The sequence below is a fragment of the Pseudomonas sp. B1-22 genome, from assembly GCF_050474425.1.
Lineage (GTDB): Bacteria > Pseudomonadota > Gammaproteobacteria > Pseudomonadales > Pseudomonadaceae > Pseudomonas.
The window spans coordinates 626,207-650,722 of sequence record NZ_JBCHVH010000003.1 but is presented as its reverse complement, the minus strand read 5'-3'; the positions used below and the strand labels follow the sequence as shown (position 1 = coordinate 650,722).

At 66.7% G+C, this 24,516-nt stretch carries 22 protein-coding genes; 11 read left to right on the top strand and 11 right to left on the bottom strand.

What is annotated here, in order from left to right; all coding sequences use genetic code 11:
* Nucleotides 1-2: 2 nt before the first annotated feature.
* Nucleotides 3-1,436, bottom strand: a complete 1,434-nt coding sequence (locus tag ACQ5BL_RS14920) for a cytochrome ubiquinol oxidase subunit I (protein ID WP_243804546.1) — start codon at nucleotides 1,434-1,436, stop codon at nucleotides 3-5.
* A gap of 468 nt (nucleotides 1,437-1,904) precedes the next feature.
* Here ACQ5BL_RS14920 and ACQ5BL_RS14915 point away from each other — a divergent pair, with 468 nt between their 5' ends.
* The 4 genes from ACQ5BL_RS14915 (at nucleotide 1,905) to betT (ending at nucleotide 7,474) form a co-directional block, all read left to right on the top strand.
* Nucleotides 1,905-2,684, top strand: a complete 780-nt coding sequence (locus ACQ5BL_RS14915) for a MetQ/NlpA family ABC transporter substrate-binding protein (protein WP_243804545.1) — start codon at nucleotides 1,905-1,907, stop codon at nucleotides 2,682-2,684.
* A 165-nt stretch (nucleotides 2,685-2,849) separates the two neighbouring features.
* Nucleotides 2,850-4,040, top strand: coding sequence for a trans-sulfuration enzyme family protein (locus ACQ5BL_RS14910; protein WP_243804544.1), 1,191 nt, complete (start codon nucleotides 2,850-2,852; stop codon nucleotides 4,038-4,040).
* Between the two features lie 19 nt (nucleotides 4,041-4,059).
* Complete coding sequence (locus ACQ5BL_RS14905; protein ID WP_243804543.1) at nucleotides 4,060-4,962, top strand: sigma 54-interacting transcriptional regulator; 903 nt, start codon at nucleotides 4,060-4,062, stop codon at nucleotides 4,960-4,962.
* A gap of 553 nt (nucleotides 4,963-5,515) precedes the next feature.
* Nucleotides 5,516-7,474: a choline BCCT transporter BetT gene (gene betT / locus ACQ5BL_RS14900; protein WP_243804674.1), complete on the top strand. Its 1,959-nt coding sequence runs from the start codon at nucleotides 5,516-5,518 to the stop codon at nucleotides 7,472-7,474.
* Between the two features lie 159 nt (nucleotides 7,475-7,633).
* Here the strand turns inward: betT and ACQ5BL_RS14895 are convergent, their stop codons facing one another.
* The 7 genes from ACQ5BL_RS14895 to yedA form a co-directional block, all read right to left on the bottom strand.
* Nucleotides 7,634-9,673 carry an OPT family oligopeptide transporter gene (locus tag ACQ5BL_RS14895; RefSeq protein ID WP_243804542.1) on the bottom strand — a complete coding sequence of 680 codons (2,040 nt, stop codon included), beginning with the start codon at nucleotides 9,671-9,673 and terminating at the stop codon, nucleotides 7,634-7,636.
* A 237-nt stretch (nucleotides 9,674-9,910) separates the two neighbouring features.
* Entirely contained in the window at nucleotides 9,911-10,747 is an 837-nt protein-coding gene (gene tauD, locus ACQ5BL_RS14890; RefSeq protein WP_243804541.1) for a taurine dioxygenase, read from the bottom strand.
* Between the two features lie 84 nt (nucleotides 10,748-10,831).
* Nucleotides 10,832-11,650: an ABC transporter permease subunit gene (locus ACQ5BL_RS14885; RefSeq protein ID WP_243804540.1), complete on the bottom strand. Its 819-nt coding sequence runs from the start codon at nucleotides 11,648-11,650 to the stop codon at nucleotides 10,832-10,834.
* Nucleotides 11,640-12,431 (bottom strand): taurine ABC transporter ATP-binding protein, encoded by a 792-nt coding sequence (locus tag ACQ5BL_RS14880; RefSeq protein ID WP_243804539.1) that lies wholly within the window; start codon nucleotides 12,429-12,431, stop codon nucleotides 11,640-11,642. Before ACQ5BL_RS14880 ends, ACQ5BL_RS14885 begins: the two co-directional genes overlap by 11 nt.
* Before the next feature lie 113 nt (nucleotides 12,432-12,544).
* Nucleotides 12,545-13,564, bottom strand: coding sequence for a taurine ABC transporter substrate-binding protein (gene tauA, locus ACQ5BL_RS14875; protein WP_207882551.1), 1,020 nt, complete (start codon nucleotides 13,562-13,564; stop codon nucleotides 12,545-12,547).
* Between the two features lie 188 nt (nucleotides 13,565-13,752).
* Nucleotides 13,753-14,745, bottom strand: coding sequence for an acyl-CoA dehydrogenase family protein (locus ACQ5BL_RS14870; RefSeq protein ID WP_279577150.1), 993 nt, complete (start codon nucleotides 14,743-14,745; stop codon nucleotides 13,753-13,755).
* Between the two features lie 60 nt (nucleotides 14,746-14,805).
* Nucleotides 14,806-15,681: a drug/metabolite exporter YedA gene (gene yedA / locus ACQ5BL_RS14865; protein WP_243804672.1), complete on the bottom strand. Its 876-nt coding sequence runs from the start codon at nucleotides 15,679-15,681 to the stop codon at nucleotides 14,806-14,808.
* Between the two features lie 180 nt (nucleotides 15,682-15,861).
* On the opposite strand from yedA, the gene ACQ5BL_RS14860 reads away from it, so the two are divergent.
* Nucleotides 15,862-16,308 (top strand): Lrp/AsnC family transcriptional regulator, encoded by a 447-nt coding sequence (locus ACQ5BL_RS14860; RefSeq protein ID WP_207882547.1) that lies wholly within the window; start codon nucleotides 15,862-15,864, stop codon nucleotides 16,306-16,308.
* Between the two features lie 312 nt (nucleotides 16,309-16,620).
* Here ACQ5BL_RS14860 and ACQ5BL_RS14855 read toward each other — a convergent pair whose 3' ends face one another.
* The gene (locus ACQ5BL_RS14855) at nucleotides 16,621-17,898 is read right to left on the bottom strand and encodes an acetyl-CoA C-acetyltransferase (protein ID WP_243804537.1); all 1,278 of its coding nucleotides are present in this window, start codon (nucleotides 17,896-17,898) and stop codon (nucleotides 16,621-16,623) included.
* A 165-nt stretch (nucleotides 17,899-18,063) separates the two neighbouring features.
* Here ACQ5BL_RS14855 and ACQ5BL_RS14850 point away from each other — a divergent pair, with 165 nt between their 5' ends.
* Nucleotides 18,064-19,419 (top strand): 3-oxoacyl-ACP reductase, encoded by a 1,356-nt coding sequence (locus ACQ5BL_RS14850; RefSeq protein WP_243804536.1) that lies wholly within the window; start codon nucleotides 18,064-18,066, stop codon nucleotides 19,417-19,419.
* A 102-nt stretch (nucleotides 19,420-19,521) separates the two neighbouring features.
* Here ACQ5BL_RS14850 and ACQ5BL_RS14845 read toward each other — a convergent pair whose 3' ends face one another.
* Both ACQ5BL_RS14845 and ACQ5BL_RS14840 read right to left on the bottom strand, forming a co-directional pair.
* Nucleotides 19,522-19,926: an EF-hand domain-containing protein gene (locus ACQ5BL_RS14845; protein WP_243804535.1), complete on the bottom strand. Its 405-nt coding sequence runs from the start codon at nucleotides 19,924-19,926 to the stop codon at nucleotides 19,522-19,524.
* A gap of 63 nt (nucleotides 19,927-19,989) precedes the next feature.
* Nucleotides 19,990-20,997: an AraC family transcriptional regulator gene (locus ACQ5BL_RS14840; protein ID WP_243804534.1), complete on the bottom strand. Its 1,008-nt coding sequence runs from the start codon at nucleotides 20,995-20,997 to the stop codon at nucleotides 19,990-19,992.
* A 205-nt stretch (nucleotides 20,998-21,202) separates the two neighbouring features.
* On the opposite strand from ACQ5BL_RS14840, the gene ACQ5BL_RS14835 reads away from it, so the two are divergent.
* From ACQ5BL_RS14835 to ACQ5BL_RS14815, 5 genes are all read left to right on the top strand, one after another.
* Nucleotides 21,203-22,060 (top strand): MaoC family dehydratase, encoded by an 858-nt coding sequence (locus ACQ5BL_RS14835; protein ID WP_243804533.1) that lies wholly within the window; start codon nucleotides 21,203-21,205, stop codon nucleotides 22,058-22,060.
* Nucleotides 22,061-22,113: 53 nt separating this feature from the next.
* The gene (locus ACQ5BL_RS14830; protein WP_207882535.1) at nucleotides 22,114-22,431 is read left to right on the top strand and encodes a nucleotide pyrophosphohydrolase; all 318 of its coding nucleotides are present in this window, start codon (nucleotides 22,114-22,116) and stop codon (nucleotides 22,429-22,431) included.
* Entirely contained in the window at nucleotides 22,428-23,198 is a 771-nt protein-coding gene (locus ACQ5BL_RS14825; protein ID WP_243804532.1) for a methyltransferase domain-containing protein, read from the top strand. Before ACQ5BL_RS14830 ends, ACQ5BL_RS14825 begins: the two co-directional genes overlap by 4 nt.
* 54 nt (nucleotides 23,199-23,252) lie before the next feature.
* Nucleotides 23,253-23,834 carry a DUF4136 domain-containing protein gene (locus tag ACQ5BL_RS14820; protein WP_243804531.1) on the top strand — a complete coding sequence of 194 codons (582 nt, stop codon included), beginning with the start codon at nucleotides 23,253-23,255 and terminating at the stop codon, nucleotides 23,832-23,834.
* Between the two features lie 119 nt (nucleotides 23,835-23,953).
* Entirely contained in the window at nucleotides 23,954-24,514 is a 561-nt protein-coding gene (locus ACQ5BL_RS14815; RefSeq protein ID WP_207882522.1) for a DUF4136 domain-containing protein, read from the top strand.
* The last annotated feature ends 2 nt before the right edge of the window (nucleotides 24,515-24,516 follow it).

Genomic DNA, 24,516 nt, shown 5'->3' with positions numbered 1-24,516 from the left:
GCTCAGTTCCTCCCTGCCGGGCTGGTGTCGTCGTCGAAATCATCCTCGGCAGCCGACAGCGGCCGCGCGGGAGTGCGCTTCTGACCGGCGCCGCCGTGGCTGGTCTCGCGGCCTTCATGGGTGACCGGGCCCTTGCGCACCAGGCGCATCATGTAGCCGATGCCCACGCCGAACAGGGTGAAGTACACCAGCACGAACATCACCAGGGTCAGGCTCATCTGCGCGACGCTGTGGTTGGACACCGCGTCCGAGGTGCGCATCAACCCATAGACGACCCAGGGCTGGCGGCCGATCTCGGTGGTGAACCAGCCGGCGAGGATGGCGATCAGGCCCGACGGTCCCATCCACAGCACCAGGCGGAGGAAGGCGCGGTTCTGGTAGAGCCGCTTGCGCAGGCGCAGCCAGACGCTCCACAGGCCCACCAGGATCATCAGCATGCCCAGGCCGACCATGACGCGGAACGACCAGAAGATGATGGTGGAGTTGGGGCGGTCGGCTTTCGGGAAGTCCTTCAGCGCCGGGATCGGCTCGGTCAGGCTGTGATTGAGGATCAGGCTGCCGAGTACCGGGATTTCGATCTTGAAGCGGGTTTCCTCGCGCTCCATGTCCGGCCAGCCGACCAGCACCAGCGGGGTCGGGCCGCCTTCGCTGTTGTCCCAGTGGCCCTCGATGGCGGCGATCTTCGCCGGCTGGTGCTTGAGCGTGTTGAGGCCGTGGGCGTCGCCCACCATGGCCTGGATCGGCGCGACGATCAGCGCCATCCACATGGCCATCGAGAGCATCTTGCGGATCGCCGGGTTGTCGCGGCCGCGCAGCAGGTGCCAGGCCGCCGAGGCGCCGACGAAGAAGGCGGTGGCGACGAACGAGGCGATCGCCATGTGCAGCAGGCGATAGGGGAAGGACGGGTTGAAGATGATCGCCAGCCAGTCCACCGGCACCACGATGCCGTTGACGATCTCGTGGCCCTGCGGGGTCTGCATCCAGCTGTTGGAGGCGAGAATCCAGAAGGTGGAGATCAAGGTGCCGATGGCCACCATCACCGTGGCGAAGAAGTGCAGGCCCGGACCGACGCGGTGCCAGCCGAACAGCATGACGCCGAGGAAGCCGGCTTCGAGGAAGAACGCCGTGAGCACTTCATAGGTCAGCAGCGGGCCGGTGACGCTCCCGGCGAAAGCCGAGAAGGCGCTCCAGTTAGTGCCGAACTGGTAGGCCATGACCAGGCCCGAGACCACGCCCATGCCGAAGTTGACGGCGAAGATCTTCGACCAGAAGTGATAGAGGTCGCGGTAGACCTCCTCATGGGTCTTCAGCCACAGGCCTTCGAGCACCGCCAGGTAACTGGCGAGACCGATGGTGATGGCGGGGAAGATGATGTGGAAGGAGACGGTAAAGGCGAACTGGATCCGAGCCAGGTCGAGCGCCTCTAATCCGGACATGACGATTCCTCTTCAGGCTGACGCCCGCCACGCCAGTGGCCGGGCACCGTGCCTTGCGCGTGCGCAGGGCGTTCTTGCGTGAGTCTGTATTTTCTAATCACTCGGTTTCGAGTCCCCGGTCTGACGCCGGTTCGGCTTCATTTGGCCGCCCATTCAGAATGGACCGCGATCTGCATTGATGCCGCTCAATGAAGCAACTCGATCTTACGCGGCCAACCGGCGCGCACCGCCGTGGTGGGTTGCCGCGCGGCGGGGTGTCGCGCGACAGGTTGTCTCAGTGCCAAGCCGGCACATGAACAAAATCGAATATCAAAATGAAAAATTAATATTTTATTGGAATAAAAAAGCTCGGTAAGTTCTGCCTCAACCGCAGCCTCTGGAGCCGCGGAAAAAATCCACCGCCCGTACGAAGGCCCCATCCCGGCCGGCCCGGACGCCAGCGGTCATCTGCCCCACAAGGACATCGCAATGAAAAAGCTGCTGCTTCTGACCGCCCTCGCCACTGCCTTCACCACCTCCGCCTTCGCCAACGAGAAGCTGGTCATCGCCGCCACCCCGATCCCCCACGCCGAGATCCTCGAGCTGATCAAGCCGACCCTGGCCAAGGAAGGCGTGGACCTGGAAATCAAGGTCTTCACCGACTACGTACAGCCCAACGTGCAGGTGGCCGAGAAGCGTCTGGACGCCAACTACTTCCAGACCAAGCCGTACCTGGACAACTTCAACAAGGGCAAGGGCACCGACCTGGTCACCGTGATCGGCGTGCATGTCGAGCCCTTCGGCGGCTACTCGAAGAAGTACAAGTCCATCGACCAACTGCCGGACGGCGCCACCGTCGCCATCCCCAACGAAGGCAGCAACAGCGGCCGCGCCCTGCTCCTGCTGCAGAAGGCCGGTGTGATCAAGCTGAAAGACCCGACCAATGCGCTGGCCACCCCGAAAGACATCGCCGAGAACCCCAAGCACCTGAAGTTCAAGGAACTGGAATCGGCCCTGCTGCCGCGCGTGCTGGACCAGGTCGACCTGGACCTGATCAACACCAACTACGCGCTGGAAGCCAAGCTCAACCCGGTGAAGGACGCACTGATCCTCGAAGACCGCAACTCGCCCTACGTGAACTACCTGGTGGCGCGTCCGGACAACAAGGACAGCGACGCCCTGAAGAAACTCTCGGCCGCGCTGACCAGCCCTGAGGTCAAAACCTTCATCGAGAAGAAGTACAACGGCGCCGTGGTGCCCGCCTTCTGATCCGCCGCCCGGCCGAGTGCCGGGCACATCGACTCCCACGCTGGGCGCGGCTGACCGCGCCCCCGCCTAGGAGTCACGTCGGTGATGCCGCAATGCGGCCCGCCGAACAGACTCCACACGCCGGTGACCCCATCCACCGGCGTTTTTCTTTTCGAGGTACTCGTCATGAGCGAATCCCCCAAAGGCCCCGCCACCCGCGCCGTACATGCCGGCCACGACGCCGACCGGCGCATGGTGACCCGCGCCAAGAGCCAGCCGATCTACCAGAGTTCGGTGTTCGTCTACGACTCCCTCGAGCAGGTCGACGACTTCCTCGCGGGCAACCCCGACAACTACATGTACACGCGCATCGGCAACCCCAACCACAGCGCCGTGGAAGAGTTGCTGCGCGAACTGGAAGGTGGCGAGGACGCGCTGTTCTCCGCCTCCGGCATGGCAGCGATTTCCGCAGCACTCCTGGGCGTGCTGAACGCCGGCGACCACCTGATCGCCAGCCGCGAGCTGTACGGCACCACCCAGAGCCTGATCGAGAAGGAGCTGACGCGCTTCGGCATCATCTCCACCCTGCTCGACCTCAACGATCTGGCGGCGGTGGAAGCGGCGATCACGCCCACTACCAAGCTGATCTACACCGAGACGGCCTCCAATCCGCTGGTGCGCGTGAGCAACGTGCCGGCACTGGCCGACCTCGCCCACCGCCGCGGCCTCAAGCTGCTGGTGGACAACACCTTCCTCTCGCCGGTGCTCTACCAGCCGCTGCGCGATGGCGCCGACCTGGTGATCCACAGCACCACCAAATACCTCAACGGCCACAGCGACGCCATGGGCGGCGCACTGGTGGGCGATGCCCAGTGGATCGCGAGCGCGCGGCGCTTCCAGATAAACGCCGGCGGCAGCGCCAGCCCCTTCGAGAGCTGGCTGAACTTCCGCGGCGCCAAGACCCTGGCCCTGCGCATGAAGGCCCATTCGCAGAATGCCCAGGCACTGGCCGAAGCCCTCGAAGCGCACCCGCAGGTCGAGCGCGTGTACTACCCCGGCCTGCCCTCGCACCCGGACTTTGAGCTGGCGCAGCGGCTGTTCCGCAAGGGCCACTCGGGCATGTTGAGCTTCACCCTGAAGGGCGGCCTGGACCAGGTCGACGCGTTGATCGGCGCACTGCAACTGGCCGCCTTCGCGCCGTCGCTGGCCGGTGTCGCCAGCAGCATCACCCACCCCGGCAAGACCTCGCACCGCGCGCTGTCCGCCGAGGCCCTGACCGCGCTGGACATCCACGACGGCACCATCCGTGTGTCGGTGGGCATCGAGGACAGCGAGGACATCGTCAGTGACTTCCTGCAGGCGCTGGATGCGCTGTAGAGCAGAAGGAGAACCACCCATGAACGCCCCCCAAGCACCGCTGCCGCTGCTGACCTTCCCCGACGCCGACAAGAGCCCGCTGAGCATCCGCGCCAAGGCGCTGGTTTTCTTCGACCCGCGCTCGCACCAGGTACGCGACGAAGTGGAACGCCTGGCGCCGCTGCCGCAGCCGGTGCTGATCCACGGCGAGACCGGCACCGGCAAGGAGCTCCTGGCCCGTCACATCCACCGCGCCAGCGAGCGCCCCGGCCTGTTCGTCGCGGTGAGCTGCAGCGCCCTGAGCCGCAACTACGCCGAGGCCGAGCTGTTCGGCTATGCCCCCGGCGCGCACAACGGCCCGGTGAGCAGCCGCGCCGGCTGGTTCGGCTCGGCCAACGGCGGCACCCTGTACCTGGACGAGATCGCCGACCTGCCGCTGTCGCTGCAGCAGAAGCTGCTGCGCGTGCTGCAGGAGCGCGAGGTGCTGCGCGTCGGCGCCCGCGAGCCGGTGCCGGTGGACGTGCGCCTGGTCGCCGCCACCAGCGTCGACCTGGTGCAGGCCGTGCGCGCGGGGAAATTCCTCGAAGGGCTGCAGCAGTACCTGCACGACGGCAACCTGACCCTGCCGCCGCTGCGCGAACGCATCGGCGATATCCAGCCGCTGGCCGAATACTTCCTCGGCGTGCACGCACAGCGCCTGGAACTGCCGGTGCCGCAGATCGCCAGCGACACCCAGCGGGTTCTGGAAAGCTACCCCTGGCCGGGCAACATCCGCGAGCTGGAGAACGTCATCCACTTCGCCCTGCTGGTCAGCCCCGGAACCGAAATCGGGCCTGAGCACCTGAACCTGCCGGACGTTTCCCTGCCGGATTTACGGGCCCTGCTGCAGCGCCCGGGTGTCCGCGAGCAGCTGCAAGCCCTGCTGAACGCGACGCAGAGCTGAACCGTTTCACTAAAAGCGACGAATGGTCGCAGTGAAACGATTCGCCCCGCTCATTGCTGACAGCAGAGAATCCTGAGCAAGCTATCAATTTCAGGATTTTATCCTGCACAAGCCAAACAATGCAGACTCATCGACCGGATCAATATCAACCATAAAGACCATTCACTTATATTTGTCACAAATATCAGGGAAAATGGCTATCAGGCAGTCGGGACCCAATTTCCCCGAGCCTTTGGAGACTATCGTGACCAGCTTTGCCGCTCTTGCCAGCTTTTTCGCCGCCACCGCCTTCCTGAACGTACCTGCGCAGGTCGACCCGGAACGCCGTGAGATTCGCCAAGCGAAGAAAGCCCGCCGCAAGTAAAGCAGTACCCGCTCCGCTCGGCCCTCGTACAGGGCCGGCGGCGGGACCATCGGTCCCGCCAATTGGCCTTGGAAGGCCATCTCGTGTTTTCATTGAATGCTTGTTCAAGGAAAAACATGAGGGACCCCGCCCGTTTTGACTGCACCACAATCCCCTACCCCGTCCGTTACACCCAGCCCCTCCATGCGCATGAACCCGCCGGTCTTCTACGGTGCGGCGGCGCTGATCCTGATCTTCGTCCTCTTCGTCATCGGCCTGCCACAACGCGCAGGTGACTGGCTGCTCGCCGCCCAGACCTGGGCCGCCGGGACCGTCGGCTGGTACTACCTGCTGGCGATGACGCTGTACCTGATCTTCGTGGTGGTCACCGCGCTTTCCGGCTACGGAAAGATCAAGCTCGGTGCCGACCACGACGAGCCGGAATTCAGCTACCTGTCCTGGGCCGGCATGCTGTTCGCCGCCGGCATCAGCATCACCCTGTTCTTCTTCTGCGTCTCCGAGCCGCTGACCCATTTCCTCCAACCGCCGCAAGGCGAAGCCGGCACCCCGGAAGCGGCGCGCCAGGCCATGCAGCTGCTGTTCCTGCACTGGGGCCTGCACGGCTGGGGCGTGTTCGCCCTGGTGGCGATGGCGCTGGCCTACTTCGCCTACCGCCACAACCTGCCGCTGGCCCTGCGCTCGGCGCTCTACCCGCTGATCGGCAAACGCATCAACGGCCCCATCGGCTACGCGGTGGACTGCTTCGGCATCATCGCCACGGTGTTCGGCCTGGGCGCGGACATGGGCTTCGGCGTACTGCAACTCAATGCCGGGCTGGACTACCTGTTCGGCATCGCCCACAGCCATCCGGTGCAGATGACGCTGATCGTGCTGATGATGGGCGCGGCGATCCTGGTGGCGGTGTCCGGCGTCGACAAGGGCATCCGCCTGCTGTCGGACATCAACATGCTGCTGGCCTGCGCGCTGCTGCTCTTCGTGCTGTTCGCCGGCCCCACCCAGCACCTGCTCAACACCCTGGTGCAGAACATCGGCGACTATCTCGGCGCCCTGCCGACCAAGAGCTTCGACCTCTACGCCTACGGTCACGAAGGCAGCGACTGGCTGGGCGGCTGGACGGTGTTCTACTGGGCCTGGTGGATCGCCTGGGCGCCCTTCGTCGGCCTGTTCATCGCGCGCATCTCGCGCGGGCGGACCATCCGCGAATTCGTCTTCGGCGTGCTGTTCATCCCGCTGGGCTTCACCCTGGCGTGGATGTCGATCTTCGGTAACAGCGCCCTGGACCAGGTGCTCAACCACGGCTTCAGCGAACTGGGCCGGGTCGCCGTCGAGGAGCCCTCGATGGCGCTCTACCAGTTGCTGCAGAACTACCCCGGCAGCAAGGCCGTGACCGCCGTCACCGTGCTGGTGAGCTTCGTGTTCTTCGTCACCTCGGCCGACTCCGGCACCGTGGTGCTGTCCACCCTCTCCGCCCACGGCGGCAGCGCCGACGATGACGGCCCGAAATGGCTGCGGGTGTTCTGGGGCGTCGTCACCGCCTTGGTCACCGGCGGCCTGCTGTTCGCCGGCAGCATCGATGCGCTCAAGTCGGCGGTAGTACTGACCTCACTGCCCTTCTCGCTGATCCTGCTGCTGATGATGTGGGGGCTGCACAAGGCCTTCTACCTCGAATCCCAGCGCCAGCGCGCGCGTACCCACTCCCTGGCGCCGCCGCCCTCGACAGAGACCGGCGGCTGGAAGCGGCGCATTTCCCAGGCCGTGCACTTCCCCACTCGCGACGAGGTGTACCGCTTCATGAGCGACGTGGTCAGCCCGGCGATTGCCGAGGTCTCGGAAGTGTTCCGCGAGAAGGGCCTGCAGGTGGATTCCGACCTCGACCTGGGCAACCTGGAGTTGGGCGTCGAGATCGGCCACGGCGAGCAGCATCCGTTCCTCTACCAGGTATCAATGCGCGGCTACTTCACGCCGTCCTTCGCCCGCGCCGGCATGGGCGGCCTGCACCTGAAGAACCGCCGCTACTTCCGCGCCGAGGTGCACCTGTCCGAGGGAAGCCAGGACTACGACCTGATGGGCTACAGCAAGGAACAGATCATCAACGACATGCTCGACCAGTACGAGCGGCACCTGCAGTTCCTGCATCTGGTGCGGTGAGCCAGGGCATCGCGGACGGATGCGGCTCCTACATTGGACCTGACCGGCTCTCGTAGGAGCGGACTCCGTCCGCGATCAGCCCCCATGTGCTGCTGATCGGAACACTGCCAAAAATGAAAAAGGCGCCCGCAGGCGCCTTTTTCGCATCATGGCGGAGGATCAGCCACGCGTGCCGCTCAGCACCTTGCGGTAGAACATCACGCAAATGGCGACGAACACCACCAGGCCCAACCACTGCGCGGTGTCTTCGAAGGAGCCGCCGACCAGCGCCAGCGGGGCGTCCTTGCCGGTGGTGCCGATGATGGCCGCGAGCAGGATGCCCATCAGGCTCTCGCCGACGATCAGGCCCGAGGCCAGCAGCACGCCACGGCGCTTGGGCTCGTCGGAGAATTTCTCCTCGCTGACGCCAGCCGCCTGGGCGCGTTTCTTCAGCGCGTTTTCCAGCAGCCAGGCAAGTACCGCACCAACCACCAGGGTCATGCCGATGGTGGGCGGCAGGTAGATGCCCAGGCCGACGGCGAGCACCGGCAGGCTGGCCTTGCCGGTGCGGCGCAGCAGTACGTCCACCAGGATCAGCGCGATGCCCAGCGCCACGCCGATGAGGATCATGTTCCAGTTCAGCGCGTTGTGGAAAATCCCGCTGGCAATCGCCGTCATCAGCGTCGCCTGCGGTGCGGCCAGCGCGGCGTTCGGGTCCATGCCCTCGCGCGGCAGCGCGCCGGTGAAGCCGTAGGCGTTGAACAGCAGCTCCAGCACCGGCGGAATCACCAGGGCGCCCACCAGGCAGCCGACGATCAGCGCCACCTGCTGGCGCCACGGGGTCGCGCCGACCAGGTAGCCGGTCTTGAGGTCCTGCAGGTTGTCGTTGGAGATGGCCGCGATGGCGATCACCACCGAGGTGGTGAACAGCGCCAGGGCGATGGCCAGCTTGCCGCCTTCCATCGCCAGGAAGCCGTCTTCCAGCGAACCGACGCCAAGGATCAGCAGCGACACCAGGATCACCGCGATGATGCCGATGCCGGAGATCGGGCTGCTCGACGAGCCCACCAGGCCGGCCATGTAGCCGCAGGCGGCGGCGATCAGGAAGCCGAAGAAGAAGGCGAAGATCACGCAGACCGCCACCAGGCCCCAGAAGCCGAAGCCGTGCAGGTCCGGCGCGGCCTCGCCGAGGAAGACGGAGAACACCGCGAACAGCGCCACCAGCAGAACGCCGGCGATGGCGACGATCCACTTCGCCGACAGGTCCTGCTCGGTGCGCAGGTCGCTCACTTCACCGCGCCCACGCACGGCGCTCAGCGACGACCAGACGCCCTGCACCATGGGCTTGAAAAGGGTGGCCAGGGTCCACAGCGCGGCGATACCGATAGTGCCGGCGCCCAGGAAGCGCACCTGGCTGCTCCACAGTTTGGTGGCCAGCTCCGGCAGGCTCTGCCCTGCGACCAGCGCGCTGTTCACCGAGAGCAGCGGTACCGCCACGCCCCAGGCGATGACCACGCCGATCAGGATGGCGATACCGGCGGTGATACCCATCAGGTAACCGGCGCCAACCAGCGCCAGGGAGAAGCCGGTGGACAGGCGGAATGCCGCCTGCCCGGCGGTAAGCCAGAAACTGAAGCCTTCGGCGAGCACCTTGAAGCCGCTGCTGAGCAGGCTGAACGCGGCGGCGATCACGCCGCCGGCGAGGATGTCGCGCAGCCCAGGGCCACCGGTTTTCGCAGGCTTGCCGGCCTTCTCTTCTTCCTCGTCATGGCTGCCGACGCGGAGGATCTCCGCCGCCGCCACGCCTTCGGGATAGGGCAGGTTGCTTTGCACCACCATCACCCGGCGCAGCGGAATGGTGTAGAGCACGCCGAGGATGCCGCCGATGGAGCAGATGGCCCCGGTCTGCCAGAACGGGAAGCCGCTCCAGTAGCCGATCATCAGCAGGCCCGGGAGGATGAAGATGATCGAGGAAAGGGTGCCGGCCGCCGAGGCCTGGGTCTGCACCATGTTGTTCTCGAGGATGTTGGAGCCGGAGAAGTAGCGCAGCACGGCCATGGAGATGACCGCCGCGGGGATCGACGACGCGAAGGTCAGGCCAACCTTGAGGCCGAGGTAGACGTTGGAAGCGGTGAACACCACGGTGATCAGCGCGCCGAGGATCAGGCCGCGAACCGTAAGCTCGGCGAGGTTGGACTCGTCGGGAATCCTTTCTTGCATGTAGGCAATCTCTTTATGAAGCGAAACTGCCAAAGCGTAGGACAGTGAGCCTGTCACTGCGACCCAGAATGGCGACCAATGCGGTCTGCGGTGCGGCTTTGTTGCCGCAAGTCACGGGGATGAAGGGAAATTCCCAGGCAAAGCAGGACCTGTAGGAGCGAGCTTGCTCGCGAACCGCATAACGCAGCTTTCATCGGTGAACCCGTTCGCGAGCAAGCTCGCTCCTACAAGTAATCCTCAGAACGGTTTGTCCCCCAGAATCGTCGCGCGGTGCATCACCCGGCGCTGCGGGCGGTAATCGTCCACCGCGTAGTGCTGGGTCACGCGGTTGTCCCAGAAGGCCACGTCGTTCTCCTTCCAGCGCCAGCGCACGGTGAATTCCGGGCGGGCGAAGTGGGCGAACAGCAGGTCGAGGATGGCGCGGCTTTCCGCCGGCTCCAGCTCGTTGATGCGGGTGGTGAAGCCGTCGCTGACGAACAGTGCCTTGCGCCCGGTGACCGGGTGCGTGCGGATTACCGGATGGCTGCGCGGCGGGTTCTTCCTGCGCGCCTCCTCCAGCCGTGCGAGGTCCGCGTCGGTGGCGCCGAAGCGTTCCTGGGGGAAGGACTTGCTGATGTCGTGGGTCGCGGTGAGGCCGTCGAGCAATTGCTGCAGCGGCTTGGACAGCGCCTCGAACGCAGCGATGCCGCTGGCCCACAGGGTGTCGCCACCGTAGGGCGGCAACTGCTTGGCGGCCAGCACGGCGCCGAGCGCCGGAGTTTCGAGGAAGGTCACGTCGGTGTGCCAGATGGCGTTGTCGCGCACGTCGGTGACGGCGGTGTCGAGGACGATGACTTCGCGCTGCTCCGGCGAGCTGGGGTAGATCGGGTGGATGTGCAGATCACCGAAGCGCGCGGCGAAGTTCGCCTGCTGGGTCGGCGTCAGCGGCTGGTCGCGGAAGAACAGCACTTGATGATTGAGCAGGGCCTGCTCGATCTGGCGCTGCGCCGCGTCGTCCAGCGGGTCGGCCAGGCGCACGCCGGAAACGATGGCGCCCAGTGCCGGGCTGATGGGTTCGATGCTCAGGGTGGTCATGTTCGTGTTCTCTCGTGAGGTTCACGGGAAGAGGCGTTCTCTCCCCTGCCCTCGCCTGCCTGGCGAGGGCGTCGGATCGGTGTGTTATTCCCAGGAAGCGAAGCGCTTCTGCAACCAGCGCAGGCCCAGCTCGAAGCTCAGCGCGATGGCCGCGATCAGCAGAATCCCCAGCACCACCACGTCGGTGGCGAGGAACTGCGCGGCGGACTGCACCATGAAGCCCAGCCCACGGTTGGCGGCGATCAGCTCGGCGGCGACCAGGGTCGACCAGCCCACGCCCAAGGCGATGCGCAGGCCGGTGAGGACTTCCGGCAACGCACTGGGCAGGATCACGTGGCGCACCACCTGCCAGCGGTTCGCGCCCAGGCAGCGCACGGCCTGGATGCGCGACTTGTCCACGCGGCGCACGCCGGCGGCAGTGGCGATCAGCAGCGGCGCGAACAGCGCGAGGTAGATCAGCAGCACCTTGGACAACTCGCCGATGCCGAACCAGATGACGATCAGCGGCAGGTACGCCAGCGGCGGCACCGGGCGGTAGAACTCCACCAGCGGATCGAAGGCGGCCCCCACCAGCGGGTTGAGGCCCATCAGGATGCCCAGCGGAATGGCCGTCAGCACTGCCGCGCCCAGCGCCAGCAGCACGCGCAGCAGGCTGGTGCCGATGTGCTGCCACAGCGAGGCGTCGACGTAGCCTTCGGCGAGCAGACGCTGGAAGGCCTCCACCAATTGCTCCGGCGCGGGCAGGAACAGCGTGTCGACCCAACCCAGGTGCGTGGCCAGCCACCAGAGCAGGAAGATGCCAGTGACGCTGCCGGCGGCGGCCCAGCGGCGGTAATCGCGCGGCACGCTGCGGGCAATCGGCGCGGCAGCCGGGAGTTTGGCGGCGAGGGTATCAGTGGGCATGTTCGGCCTCCGGTTCCTCAAGGAACTCATCCAGCAGCAGTTGGCGCAGGCGCGCGAATTCCGGGTCGGACTTGATCGAGCGCACCGGCTCGCCAGCGGCGTAGCGGCGGGCGAAGTCCAGCGGCAGGCGCTTGACGATGCGCGCCGGCGGGCCGTCCATCACCACCAGGTCGGTGGCGAGGAACAGCGCTTCATCGACGCTGTGGGTAATCAGGAACAGGCCCTTGCCGGTCTTGCGCCACAGGTCGAGGGTCAGTACCTGCATGCGCTCGCGGGTCAGCGCATCGAGGGCGCCGAAGGGTTCGTCCAGCAGCAGGAAATCCGGCTCTACCGCCAGCGCGCGGGCCAGGCCCAGGCGCTGCCGCTGGCCACCGGAGAGCTGCGAGATGCGGTAGTCCGCGTGCTCGCCAAGGCCCACCAGCTTGAGCACTTCATGGGCGCGGGCATTGCGCTCGGCAGTGCCGACGCCACGGATGCGCAGACCCAGGGCGACGTTGTCCAGGGCACTCAGCCAGGGCATCAGCGCGTCGTCCTGGAACACCACGCCGCGCTCGCCGCCGGGGCCATTCAGGGTGCGGCCGTCGATCTGCACGCGGCCGCCGTCCGGCGCCTGGAAGCCCGCCAGCACGTTGAGCAGGCTGGACTTGCCGCAGCCCGACGGGCCGAGCACCACCAGGGATTCGCCCTTGGCCAGGCTGAGAGAAAGGTCCCGCAGGACGACGCGCTCGCGTCCGTTCTGCTGGAAGGTGAGGCTGACCGCCTCGGCCGTCAGACGGCTCATGTTCTGCCCTCCGTAGGGTGAGAAGGATTACCTAGCGGTTCCCTGTAGGAGCGCGCCATGCGCGCGAATCGCGGGCGTGGCCCGCTCCTACAGGTTGAGTCCGTCGTTACGCCTCAGCGCTGCCCGACCTGCACGCTCTCCGCCTGGCGCACGTATTCCGCGCTGACATAGGGCGAGTAGTCCTTGAGCACCGACGGCACGCGCTTCTGCTCTTTCAGGAATTCGGCGGTGCCGGCGATGTCCTTGGCGGTGCCGCCACCCAGCAGGGCGGACGACAGCTGCGCCTGGGATTCGGGGAAGGCGGAGCCGGCCAGCAGCTCGGGCACGTCCTTAGGATCGGCGCCGGTCAGGCGGGCGATCTTCTTCGCCTGCTCGGAGTCGGCGGTCCACTGCGCCTTGTGGGCGTTGTAGTCGGCGAAGGAATCCAGGCTCACCTTGGCGAACTTGGCGATGACGTCCGGATGCTTCTCGGCGAAGTCCTTGCGGGCCACCCAGACCTCGAAGGTCGGTGCGCCCCACTGGCCGACTTCGGCGGCGTCGGTCAGCACCTTGCCGGACTTCTTGATCTCGCCCAGGGCAGGCGACCAGACGAAGGCGCCATCGATGTCGCCACGGCGCCAGGCGGCGGCGATCTCGGTGGGGTTGAGGTTGACGATCTTCACCTTGGCGGGGTCGATCTTCCAGTGCTTGAGCGCGCCCAGCAGGCTGTAGTGCGAGGTGGACACGAACGGCGTGGCGATGGTCTTGCCGACCAGGTCCTCAGGCTTCTCGATCTTGCTGCCGTTGCGCACCACCAGGGCCTCGGCCGAGTTGATCTGTGCGGAAACGATGAAGGCGACAATCGGCAGGCCGCGCGAGGTGGCGGCGGCCAGCGGGCTGGAACCGAGGTTGCCCAGCTGCACGTCGCCCGAGGCGATGGCGGCGACCACTTCCGCGCCGCTGTTGAAACGGCGCCAGTCGAGCTTCTCGCCGATAGCCTTTTCATAGGTGCCATCGGCTTGCGGAACCTTGGTCGGGTCGATGCCGGTCTGGTAGCCGAGGACGATGTCGGCGAAGGCGGCGCTCTGGGAGAACAGCGCGGCCGCAACAGCGACGCCGGCCAGGGCACGGCGTACGAAACGAGGTTTGTTCATGGTGTTTCCTCTGGGTAACGGCGGTGCCGGCCTCCAGAGAGGGACGGACCACGGGACGGGATTCGATGGGTTGAAACCTGCTTTTGAAACCTTGTCCGGTGCTCCGGTAGAAACTAGATTAACGGTATAAAAAACTCGTAATAAATAATATTTGGTTCTTAACTTATGAGCGCCCGATGTGAGGCATCTCAGGTCGCGCCGGCGAGCAAACGCGCATGCACACCCTCCTCCCGCAGTCCGACTTCGACCGCCTGTTGCGCCACGGCGGCGGTCTCCGCCACCAGGGTCGCCAGCGCGGCGCTACGGGTGAAGGTCAAACCGTTTTCCGTCGCCAGGGCCGCCTCGAACGCCACGGCGGACTGCTCGGACAGTCGCAGCCCCAGCCCCAGCAGACGCCGCAATCCACCCACCGCCACCCGTGCCGGCAGCGCGTCGCACGCCTGCATGGCCAGGCCCAGGGCGATATTCGCCTGAAGCAGCGCCGCCAGGCTGCCACGCAGTTGCGCACGGGGCGTCCAGGGCAGCCCCGGCGGCAGCAGGATGTCCTCGGGATGCAGGCGCACTTCATGGCAGCGCAGCAGCCCGCCTCCATTGGGCTCGAAGCGATCCAATCCATCGCGATTGGCCGGCAGCGCGGCGATCAGCAGGCCTTCGCTGGGAGCGTGCCAGGCCGAGATCAGCAGCCAGTCGGCCGCTTCGGCGCCGAAGCAATCGTGACGGCCACCCTGCAACAGGAAACCACCGCGCCGGTGCTCCCGTGCCAGCAGGCGGCGCTCCTGGTGATCCACCGCCTCGCCCCACAGCCAGTCGCGCTCCACGCTCAGCGGCAGCAGGCGTTCGCGCTGCTCGCGGCTGCCCAGCAACAAGACGCTGGCCAGTTGCAGGTGATGCACGGCGAACAGGCGGGCCAGGGTGCCGTCGCGCTCGGAGAGGTCACGCAGGGTCTGCAGCACCTCCTCCCAGCCGGCGCCACGCCCGCCGTATTCGCGCGGCACCGACAGGTCGAGCAGGCCGGACGCGCGCAACGCGCGGCTCCAGCGGGCAGAGGGAAGATCGGGAAGGGAAGCGGTCGCCGCCAGGTTCATGCACACCTCATCGAAGAAGTCGGTCAGTGGCCTGGGCGTATGGCGCGCGGGTGTACTGAGAAAGGAAAAACGGCCTCCCTGTGGAGGCCGTTTCATACCCTAGCGAAGTCGCCGGGCGGCGCGAAATAACCTTTCGGGCTTAGCTCATGCCGCGTCCTAGCGCCGCCACTGCGGCAAGCCGATCAGCACCACGGCGCTGATGATCACGGCCATCGCCAGGGACTCGGCCAGGCCGATGTGCTCGCCGGCGAACACCACGCCCAGCATCACCGCCACCGCCGGGTTGACGTAGGCATAGCTGGTGGCCGCCGCCGGGCGCACGTTGGCCAGCAGGTACATGTAGGCGCTGAAGGCGATGATCGAGCCGAACACCACCAGGTAGGCCAGCGCGCCCCAACCGGCAGCCGTAGGCATCTGCTCCATGCGTTCGCCGCTGAGGAAGCTGCCCAGCAGCAGCACGCCGCCGCCCACCAGCATTTCCACCGCGCTGGCCATGGCACCGCTGGGCAGATCCAGGCGACGGCTCCACACCGAGCCAAAGGCCCAGGTGGCCGCCGCGAAAATGATCAGCGCCGCACCCGCCGGGCTGCCCTGCAGGTTGGAACCGAGATTGAGCAGCACGATACCGAACAGGCCCAGGGCAATACCGGCCCATTCCAGCGCAGTGGTCTTGTTGCCGAAGAAGCGCCCGAACACCAGGGTGAACAGCGGCACCGTGGCCACCGCCAGCGCCGCCACGCCCGAGGCCACGCCCCAGTGCTCGGCCACCGTCACCCCGCCGTTGCCGCAGCTGAGCAGCAGGACACCGATGGCGCCTGCCGACAGGCACTGCCTGAGGGTCGGTAACGGCGCGCCGCGCCAGAGCATCCAGGCGAACAGGATCGCCCCGGCGATGATGAAGCGGCAGCCCGCCATCAGCATCGGCGGCCAGGACTCGACGCCGATACGGATCACCAGGTAGGTCGAGCCCCAGATGAAATACAGGGCGAAGAACGCGGCGATCAGGGTCAGGGAGACGCGGGCTCTGGGCATGGTGATCGTGGTCATGGGAAGCGCTCGACAAGACAGGCAGAGCGCTTCATTTTATGAGGGTCGTCTGTGCCTTATAAGGCACAGACGACGCTAAAGCAGGCATAACACTTTTCATTCGACGGATTTTCCGGTGACTTTCCGTTGAATCAAATTTCGTCGAAAAACCCGAGGTTACCCCCCATGGACAAATACGACCGCGCGCTGCTCGCCGCCCTGCTGGAGGACGGCCGGATGTCCTTCGCCGAGCTGGCCCGGCGCATCAACCTCTCCCCTCCAGCGGTGGCCGACCGCGTCGCCCGCCTGGAGGCGGACGGGGTGATCACCGGCTACCACGCCAGCGTAGACCTGTCGAAGATGGGCCGCTCGATCCAGTGCCTGATCGAGATGCGCCTGAACGACCATCGCAGCAAGAGCATGCTCGACCCGCTGATGGAGATTCCGCAGATCATCGACTGCTACCGCATCACCGGCGAAGCCTGCGTAATGCTCAAGGTCGCGGTGAGCTGCACCCAGGAACTGGAAGAGCTGATCGACCGCCTGGCGCAGTTCGGTACCAGCAAGACCTCGCTGGTGCTGTCCACGCCGTTCACGGCGCGCATCCATCCGGGAATGTTGCAGGGCGGTTGAGGTGGGTTTCTAGAAGGAAATTGCGCCCAGCCCCGAGCGACGGTCTCAATTGTAGGAGCGGGCCATGCCCGCGATCGCGCGCATGGGGGGCTTCTACAAGGGTGCTCGGCGCTCACCGGTATTGGTAGGAGCGAGCTTGCTCGCGAACACCGGCCGGCACCGAGGCGGGGGTGGTTCGCGAGCAAGCTCGCTCCTACAGGTAATGCTCGCCCGGCACGCGGATAAAAAAGGCGGCGCCGCTTGCGCGGTGCCGCCTGAAGTCACGGAGTTGCTACATCGTGGGGCCGCCAATGGCCGCCCCGATGTATTGGATTACTTTTCCACGATCGCGGTCACACCTTGACCGCCTGCCGCGCAAATCGAGATCAGCCCGCGCCCCTTCCCGGCCGCGTCCAGCAGCTTGGCCAGGTTGGCGACGATGCGGCCGCCAGTGGCGGCGAACGGGTGTCCCGCAGCCAGCGAACTGCCCTTCACATTGAGTTTGCTGCGGTCGATGGAACCCAGCGGCGCGTCGAGGCCCAGGCGCGTCTTGCAGTACTCCGCGTCCTCCCAGGCCTTGAGGGTACAGAGCACCTGGGCGGCGAAGGCTTCGTGGATTTCGTAGTAGTCGAAGTCCTGCAGGGTCAGGCCATTGCGCGCCAGCAGGCGCGGCACCGCGTAGACCGGCGCCATCAGCAGCCCCTCGTGGCCACCGACGAAATCCACCGCCGCCGCCTCGCCGTCCTTGAAGTACGCCAGGATCGGCAGGCCGCGCGCCTTCGCCCATTCCTCGCTGGCCAGCAGCACCACGGAGGCGCCGTCGGTCAGCGGCGTGGAGTTGGCCGCCGTCAGGGTGCCGCGCGGGCCCTTTTCGAATACCGGGCGCAGGGTGCCGATCTTCTCCAGGTTGATGTCCGGGCGCAGGTTCTGGTCGCGCACCAGGCCACGGAACGGCGTCATCAGGTCGTTCTGCCAGCCTTCGTCATAGGCGGCGGCCAACTTGTGGTGGCTCTCGAAGGCCAGCTTGTCCTGCTCGTCGCGGGGGATGGCCCAGGTCTGCGCCATCTGCTCGCAGTGCTCGCCCATGGACAGCCCGGTGCGCGGCTCGCCGTTCTTCGGGATGTGCGGCATCAGGTGGCGCGGGCGAATCTTCAGCAGGCTCCTGATCTTTTCGCCGTTGGACTTGCCGCGATTGGCCTCCAGCAGGATCTTGCGCAGCCCTTCGTTGACGCCGATGGGCGCGTCGGAGGTGGTGTCCACGCCGCCGGCGATGCCGCACTCGATCTGCCCGAGGGCAATCTTGTTGGCCACCAGGATGGCCGCTTCCAGGCCCGTGCCGCAGGCCTGCTGGATGTCGTAGGCCGGGGTCTCCGGCGCCAGGCGGGTGCCGAGCACGCACTCGCGGGTCAGGTTGAAGTCGCGGGAATGCTTGAGCACCGCACCGGCGACCACCTCGCCCAGGCGTTCGCCGTGCAGCTTGTAGCGCTCGATCAGGCCGTCCAGCGCGGAGGTCAGCATCTCCTGGTTGCTCGCCGTGGCATACACGGTGTTGGAGCGGGCGAAGGGAATTCGGTTGCCGCCAACGATGGCGACCCGGCGCAATTGGGTCATGCAGGGCTCCTGAGAATGAGCGTTGAAGTGCGCTCAAGGCTAACCTTAGCCGCTTGTGTCGCATTGGCCGCCCCGCCGTTGCGCAGGTCAGCGCGGTCAATTGCGCAGAACCGGCGGCTGCGTAGAGTGGTCAGCACTTTGAGAACCCGTGCAGGAGCCCGTTCCATGACCGATCGCTACATCGCCTTCGCCAACTCCAACGTCGGCCGCCGCCTGGTCGGAGCCCTCGGCCTGCCCGCGCCGGTCCGCCTGGAGCGCTGGAGCGCCGGGCGCACGCGGCCGGTGGACGGAGCACTGCTGCTCGGCGGCGAAGGGGGCCTGAACGAAGCCGTGCTGTCATTTTCCGAGCGCCTGACCGATGCGGTGTTCGCCTTCGCCGAAGGCCAGTACGGCCTGCCGCGCTGGACCGCCGAGCATGGGCCGAAGCTCAAGGCCATCGTCTTCGACGCCAGCGGCCTGACGCGCTTCGAGCAGACGATCGAGCTGCGCACCTTCTTCCAGGGCGCGCTCAAGGGCCTGGATAAATGCCCGCACGTGGTGATCCTCGGCCGCGCACCGGAGTCCCTGAAAGACCCCGTCGCCGCCAGCGTGCAGCGCAGCCTGGAAGGTTTCAGCCGCTCCCTGGGCAAGGAGATCCGCCGCGGCGGCAACGTGCAGCTGGTGTATGTCGGCAAGGGCGCCGAGGACCAGCTCGAAGGCGCGCTGCGCTTCTTCCTCTCGCCCAAGAGCGCCTATGTGTCCGGGCAGGTCGTGCGCCTGGCCGCGTATGACAAGCAGGTGCAGGACTGGAGCCGCCCGCTGGTGGGCAAGCGCGCACTGGTGACCGGCGCTGCCCGCGGCATCGGCGCCGCCATCGCCGAGACCCTCGCCCGTGACGGCGCCGAGGTGGTGCTGCTGGACGTGCCGCCCGCCAAGGACGCGCTCGATGCGCTGGCCGCTCGTCTGGGCGGCCGGGGCGTTGCGCTGGACATCTGCGCCGCCGATGCCGGCGCGCAACTGGTGGAAGCGCTGCCCGATGGCGTCGACATCCTGGTGCACAACGCTGGCATCACCCGCGACAAGACCGTCGCCAAGATGAGCGAAGCCTTCTGGAACTCGGTGATCGACGTGAACCTCAAGGCTCCGCAGGTACTGACCCAGGCGCTGCTGGACGCGAACAAGCTGCACGACGACGGCCGCGTGGTGCTGCTCGCCTCCATCAGCGGCATCGCCGGCAACATGGGCCAGACCAACTATGCGGTGAGCAAGGCCGGCCTGATCGGCCTGGCGCAGGCCTGGGCGCCGGTGCTGGGCAAGAAGGGCATCAGCATCAACGCAGTGGCGCCGGGCTTCATCGAGACCCAGATGACCGCTGCCATCCCGCTGACCATCCGCGAGGCCGGCCGACGCATGAACTCCATGGGTCAGGGCGGCCTGCCGCAGGACGTGGCCGAAGCCGTGGCCTGGTTCGCCCAGCCGGGGTCCGGCGCGGTGAGCGGGCAAGTGCTGCGGGTGTGTGGGCAGAGTTTGTTGGGGGCGTGATCGCAAGGGGCGCGCAACCGTACGCCCCGCTCTTGTAGGAGCGGGCCACGCCCGCGATTCGCGCCCATGGGGCGCTCCTACAGGCTGCCCCGCGGGTCGAACCTACCGCCCCCGCGCCGCAATCAACTGCTGAAACTCCTCCGCACTCAATCGACGGTCACCATCGCGATCACCGCGCAGGATCAGCGCGGGCTCCTGGGCCATGAACTCGGCCGGGCTGACCTTCCCGTCGCCATCGCTGTCCGGCCAGACCACGGCATTGGGCGAAGGATTGCTGCTCTGGCTCGGCGGGGTGAGCTCCTGGCGGCTGAGGAAACCATCGGTGTCACGGTCCAGCCGGCGGAACATGCGTTCGCGCATCGCCGCCATGTCGCTGGCCTCGATGAAGCCGTCGGCATCGCGGTCCAGGCGGGAGAAGGCCGTTTCGCTCGTCTGGCTGGCCAGTGCCTGCTGGCTGCCCAGGAGCACGGCGCCACACAGCAGGGCGTTACGAATTCGGCGTTGCATCGGGAAATCCTCGGGTGGAAAAGCGCGCCAAGCCTACTCAGCACGCCACTCGAAGAGGTTCGATCACTCCGCCGGCGTCTGCGGCCGGCCGCGACGGCGGAACTCCACTGGGGTCTCGCCAACCCAGCGCTTGAAGGCGCGGTAGAAGGTGCTCGGCTCGGAGAAGCCGGTGCGCTCGACAATCACCTCGATGCGCTCGTCGGTCTTGAGCAGCAGGTCCTTGGCCAGCCGGCAGCGGTAGTCGGTGACCAGGTCGTTGAAGCGTACTCCGGCCATGGCCAGGCGCTCGCGCAGGCGGCGAGCGGGCATATCCAGGCGGGCGGCAACCTGTTCGAGGGTCGCGCCGCCATCCACCAGCAGCACGCCGATCAGCTCGCGCACCTTGCGCACCAGGTCCAGGCGTTCGACCTCGGCCAGCTGCCGGCGCGCCAGCGACTCGTGCATGCGCAGCAATTCCGGGGCGGCATGGCGCGAGGGCTTGTCCAGCACGGCGGCGTCGAACACCAGGGCGTAGCGCTCGGCGCCCAGCACCGCCGGGCAACCGTAAACATCCAGGTAGCGCTCGGCGGGAGCACCGGCTTCGTGCATCAGCTGCACCTGATGGGGCCTGAAATCGCCTTCGGTAAGGGCGTGGAACAGGCGAACCACGGCGCCGGCGAGCATTTCCGGGAAGTGCCGGTTGGTTCCGGCCGCATGGCCGAGCAGCAGCACGGCACGCTCGCCTTCGATTTCCAGGCGCGCATTGAGGGTGTCGGAGAGCAGGCGCACGTAGCGCAGTGCGTGGCGCAGGCCTTCGCCAAAGGTCGAACTGGAGAGGAACAGGTATTCCAGCAGCAGGCCGTGGAATGCCGGCAGGTGGCCGGCCAGATAGAGACCGACGTGCTCCTGACCGCATTCTTCCGCGGCGGCCTTCCAGAACAGGTTCTGTGCGCTGTGGGGAAAGCGTCCGGCGGGCAGGCTGCCGGCGGGCAGGCCGACGCGCGCCAATACTCGGTCGGGGTCGGTGCCGCTGGCGCGCAGGGCGTCGATCACCGGGCGCATCAGCGCCACATCGTCGGTCAGATCACGCATGGTGTTTTTTCTAGTTATCCATGGGGCGGGCCCATCTTAGGCAGCTTTCCCATCGCCCCTCAAGAGAATCAGGAAGGCCATTGAACGAAATCTCCGAGCAATCGGACGGTCAGATTGACTTGCCTGCCGCGCATCGCGAAACCACGGCCAATGCCCGCCTGTACGCACTGGCTAAGCTGACTGAATGCATCTCAGGAGATACCCAATGCCCCGCGATTGGCTCGATCTGTCCGCTCCCCCTGCCCTTACCGGCCTGTTCGTCCGCGCCGCCCTGCGCCGTGGTGTGCGCGGCCGCAGCCTGCCGACCCGCGGCTTGCGCTGCCCGGTGACGGTCGATCCGAAGCATCTTGAGCGCTATCGCAAGGTCTGCGGCTTCCCCGACAACCACCTGCTGCCGCCCACCTACCCGCACGTCCTCGCCTTCGGCCTGCAGATGGGCTTGCTCACCGACGCCCGCTTCCCCTTCCCGCTGCTGGGCCTGGTGCACCTGGAAAACCGTATCAGCGTGTTGCGCCCGCTGGGCGGGCTCGGGCCGTTCAACGTCAGCGTGCGGGTGGACAACCTGCAGCCCCACGAGAAGGGTGTGACCTTCAGCATCATCACCCAGTTGCACGACCAGCTCGGCCTGCTCTGGGAAGGCGACAGCCGCATCCTGTTCCGTGGCATGCGCCTGGACGGCACGCCACCGTCACGCGAGGACGTGACCGAGCTGCCGCTGGAGCAGATCGACGCCTGGAGCTGCCCGGCGGACATTGGCCGCCGCTATGCCCGCGTCGCCGGCGACTACAACCCGATCCACCTGTCCGCGGCCAGCGCCAGGCTGTTCGGTTTCCCCCGCGCCATCGCCCACGGTCTGTGGAACAAGGCGCGCAGTCTGGCGGCGCTAGGCGAGCAACTGCCGTCGGCCGGCTATCGGGTCGAAGTGCGCTTCCAGAAGCCGGTGCTGCTGCCCTCCTCGGTCAACCTGCTGGCCAGCGAGCCGGCGCCGTCCGGGCAGTTCAGCCTGCGCGGCAAGGACGACCTGCCGCACATGGCCGGCAGCTGGAGCCCTCTCGATGCTTGAAGCTTGAGGCTTGAAGCTTGAAGCTATGGGGCTCCCCAGGAGCCCCATGACGCATGAACCTCGAAGAACTCACCGCGCGCCTGCACGCCATCCGCGACCATAACGACTGGAGCCGCTTCCACAGCCCGAAGAACCTGGCCATGGCCGCCAGCGTGGAAATGGCCGAGCTGGTGGAAATCTTCCAGTGGCTGCGCGAGGACGAATCCCGCCAGCTGCCGCCGGAAACGCTCGCCCACGCCGGGCAGGAAGTCGGCGACATCGTGCTCTACCTCCTGCTGCTGTGCGCCGAGCTGGGCATCGACATGGAGCAGGCGGTGCGCGCCAAGCTGGCCGACAGCGAGCGGCGCTTCATCGAAGGGGGCGCCAAGTGAGCCAGCCTCCCAAGACCGGCGACCGCCACTTCGACGAACTGGCGACGCGCTTCGCCGAGAAGATCTACGGCGGCGCCAAGGGCGCGATCCGCCTCGCCGTGCTGCAGGCCGATCTCGCCGAGGCGCTGCCGGATCGCCCGCTGCGCGTGCTGGATATCGGCGCAGGCTTGGGCCACATGTCCCTCTGGCTGGCCGGGCGCGGCCATGACGTCACCCTCGCCGAACCGGCCGCACCGATGCTCGAAGGCGCCCGCCAGCGCTTCGCCGAAGCGGGCCTCTCCGCCACCTTCATCGAGGCGCCCTGGCAGGACCTGCTCGGCCAGCTCAACGAACCCTACGACCTGGTGATCTGCCACGCCGTGCTGGAATGGCTGGCCGAACCGCTGGCGATCCTTCCGGTGCTGCACCAGCTGACTCGCAGCGACGGCTGGCTGTCGCTGGCCTTCTACAACCGCGACGCGCTGATCTACCGCAACCTGCTCAAGGGCCACTTCCGCAAGCTGCGCAAGAATCGCTTCTCCGGCGAAGGCCAGAGCCTGACCCCGCAGGAGCCGCTCGACCCGCGCACGCTGGAAGCCGCCATGGACGGTCACTGGCGCATCGAGGCACGCAGCGGCGTGCGGGTGTTCCACGACTACATGCCGGTGGAGTTCCAGCACAAGGCCGAGCCGCTGGACCTGGTGGAGATGGAACTGCAATACCGTCGACATCCCGCGTTCGCCGGCCTGGGCCGCTACCTGCACTGGCTGTGCCGGCCACAGGATTAGGTGCATAGTTTGCGAGTGCGCACGCCGACCGGTCCGGGCGTGCGGGAGTCCGTCATGCCGCGTTACCTGCTGATCCTGCCGCTGTTCGCTGCCCTGGCCGCGTGCCAGAGCCCGAACCCCTACACCGCCACGTCACTGCCGATGCCGCCGGCGCCGGCTTCGGCGGCCCATCCGGGGCTCGACCCCGGCAGCTACCCGGCGGCGCCGATGGACTATGGGCACTACCGCTCCTGGAGCTGGGCCGACGGCGCCGGCTTTGGCGGTCCGTTGCAGGACGCCGTCAGCGAAGCCCTCGACCAGCGCGGCCTGCGCCCGGCGCGCAGCAATGCGCCGGCGGACCTGGTGGTCAGCGCCCAACTCTCCAGCGAACAACGCACCCGGCAGACCACCGACTACTACGGCGGCGGCTACTACGGCGGCTGGGGTGATCCCTGGTACGGCGGCGCCTATTACCCGGTCGTGCGCACCTATGTGGTCACTGTCAGCGTGGTGCACATCACCCTGTTCGACGCCCACAGCCATCAGGAAGTGTGGAGCGGCAGCGCCGAATACGAGAACGCCAGCAGCGAGAGCGACCAGGCCCGCTCCTTGCGCGAAGCCGCACGCAAGGCCATGGACGGCTATCCGCCGGGCTGATCGGCAGGTGGCCAGGGCGCTTGCCAGGCAACGCGTTCCAGCTCCCCGCACAACCGCTCTGCCGCTTGCCTTTGCGCGGACTCTGCGCTTGGATGGAAGCTCTATCAGGAGTATTCCCCATGATCCGCCGTTTACTGCTTCTGGGCCTGATGCTGGGTCTGGCCGCCTGCGAAACCACCAGCGTCAGCCGCGACTACGACACCACCCGTGACTTCTCCCGCTACATGACCTGGAGCTGGGCACAACCGTCGTTCGAGTACCGTCCGGACGACCCGCGCATCAAGAGCGACCTCACCGAACAGCGGATCACCCAGTCCGTCGCCGACCAGCTCGACCAGCGCGGCCTGCGCCAGGCCCAGGGCGGCAATATCGGCGACGTGAAAGTGCGCGCCTACCTGATCGTCGACCAGCGCCAGGACCAGATCACCTCCTACAGCGGCGGCTACTGGAACGGTTATTGGGGCGGCTACTGGGGCCCGCCGCCGATGGCCGAGACCCGCACCGTCACCTACAAGGTCGCCACCATCCAGGTCGACCTGTTCGACGGCAAGGACGGCAAGCTGGTCTGGCGTGGCAGCGGCGAGCAGATCATGCGCAGCAGCCCGCCGACGCCCGCCGAGCGTGAAGCGGCGATCAACGAGACGGTGCAGAAAGTCATCGCCCAGTATCCGCCGCACTGAGC

What these genes read in the sequence shown, in the direction of transcription:
- ACQ5BL_RS14920 (WP_243804546.1), bottom strand. Translation starts at nt 1,436, where the DNA reads ATGTCCGGATTAGAGGCGCTCGACCTGGCTCGGATCCAGTTCGCCTTT.
- ACQ5BL_RS14915 (WP_243804545.1), top strand. Translation starts at nt 1,905, where the DNA reads ATGAAAAAGCTGCTGCTTCTGACCGCCCTCGCCACTGCCTTCACCACC.
- ACQ5BL_RS14910 (WP_243804544.1), top strand. Translation starts at nt 2,850, where the DNA reads ATGAGCGAATCCCCCAAAGGCCCCGCCACCCGCGCCGTACATGCCGGC.
- ACQ5BL_RS14905 (WP_243804543.1), top strand. Translation starts at nt 4,060, where the DNA reads ATGAACGCCCCCCAAGCACCGCTGCCGCTGCTGACCTTCCCCGACGCC.
- betT (WP_243804674.1), top strand. Translation starts at nt 5,516, where the DNA reads ATGAACCCGCCGGTCTTCTACGGTGCGGCGGCGCTGATCCTGATCTTC.
- ACQ5BL_RS14895 (WP_243804542.1), bottom strand. Translation starts at nt 9,673, where the DNA reads ATGCAAGAAAGGATTCCCGACGAGTCCAACCTCGCCGAGCTTACGGTT.
- tauD (WP_243804541.1), bottom strand. Translation starts at nt 10,747, where the DNA reads ATGACCACCCTGAGCATCGAACCCATCAGCCCGGCACTGGGCGCCATC.
- ACQ5BL_RS14885 (WP_243804540.1), bottom strand. Translation starts at nt 11,650, where the DNA reads ATGCCCACTGATACCCTCGCCGCCAAACTCCCGGCTGCCGCGCCGATT.
- ACQ5BL_RS14880 (WP_243804539.1), bottom strand. Translation starts at nt 12,431, where the DNA reads ATGAGCCGTCTGACGGCCGAGGCGGTCAGCCTCACCTTCCAGCAGAAC.
- tauA (WP_207882551.1), bottom strand. Translation starts at nt 13,564, where the DNA reads ATGAACAAACCTCGTTTCGTACGCCGTGCCCTGGCCGGCGTCGCTGTT.
- ACQ5BL_RS14870 (WP_279577150.1), bottom strand. Translation starts at nt 14,745, where the DNA reads ATGAAACGGCCTCCACAGGGAGGCCGTTTTTCCTTTCTCAGTACACCC.
- yedA (WP_243804672.1), bottom strand. Translation starts at nt 15,681, where the DNA reads ATGCCCAGAGCCCGCGTCTCCCTGACCCTGATCGCCGCGTTCTTCGCC.
- ACQ5BL_RS14860 (WP_207882547.1), top strand. Translation starts at nt 15,862, where the DNA reads ATGGACAAATACGACCGCGCGCTGCTCGCCGCCCTGCTGGAGGACGGC.
- ACQ5BL_RS14855 (WP_243804537.1), bottom strand. Translation starts at nt 17,898, where the DNA reads ATGACCCAATTGCGCCGGGTCGCCATCGTTGGCGGCAACCGAATTCCC.
- ACQ5BL_RS14850 (WP_243804536.1), top strand. Translation starts at nt 18,064, where the DNA reads ATGACCGATCGCTACATCGCCTTCGCCAACTCCAACGTCGGCCGCCGC.
- ACQ5BL_RS14845 (WP_243804535.1), bottom strand. Translation starts at nt 19,926, where the DNA reads ATGCAACGCCGAATTCGTAACGCCCTGCTGTGTGGCGCCGTGCTCCTG.
- ACQ5BL_RS14840 (WP_243804534.1), bottom strand. Translation starts at nt 20,997, where the DNA reads ATGCGTGATCTGACCGACGATGTGGCGCTGATGCGCCCGGTGATCGAC.
- ACQ5BL_RS14835 (WP_243804533.1), top strand. Translation starts at nt 21,203, where the DNA reads ATGCCCCGCGATTGGCTCGATCTGTCCGCTCCCCCTGCCCTTACCGGC.
- ACQ5BL_RS14830 (WP_207882535.1), top strand. Translation starts at nt 22,114, where the DNA reads ATGAACCTCGAAGAACTCACCGCGCGCCTGCACGCCATCCGCGACCAT.
- ACQ5BL_RS14820 (WP_243804531.1), top strand. Translation starts at nt 23,253, where the DNA reads ATGCCGCGTTACCTGCTGATCCTGCCGCTGTTCGCTGCCCTGGCCGCG.
- ACQ5BL_RS14815 (WP_207882522.1), top strand. Translation starts at nt 23,954, where the DNA reads ATGATCCGCCGTTTACTGCTTCTGGGCCTGATGCTGGGTCTGGCCGCC.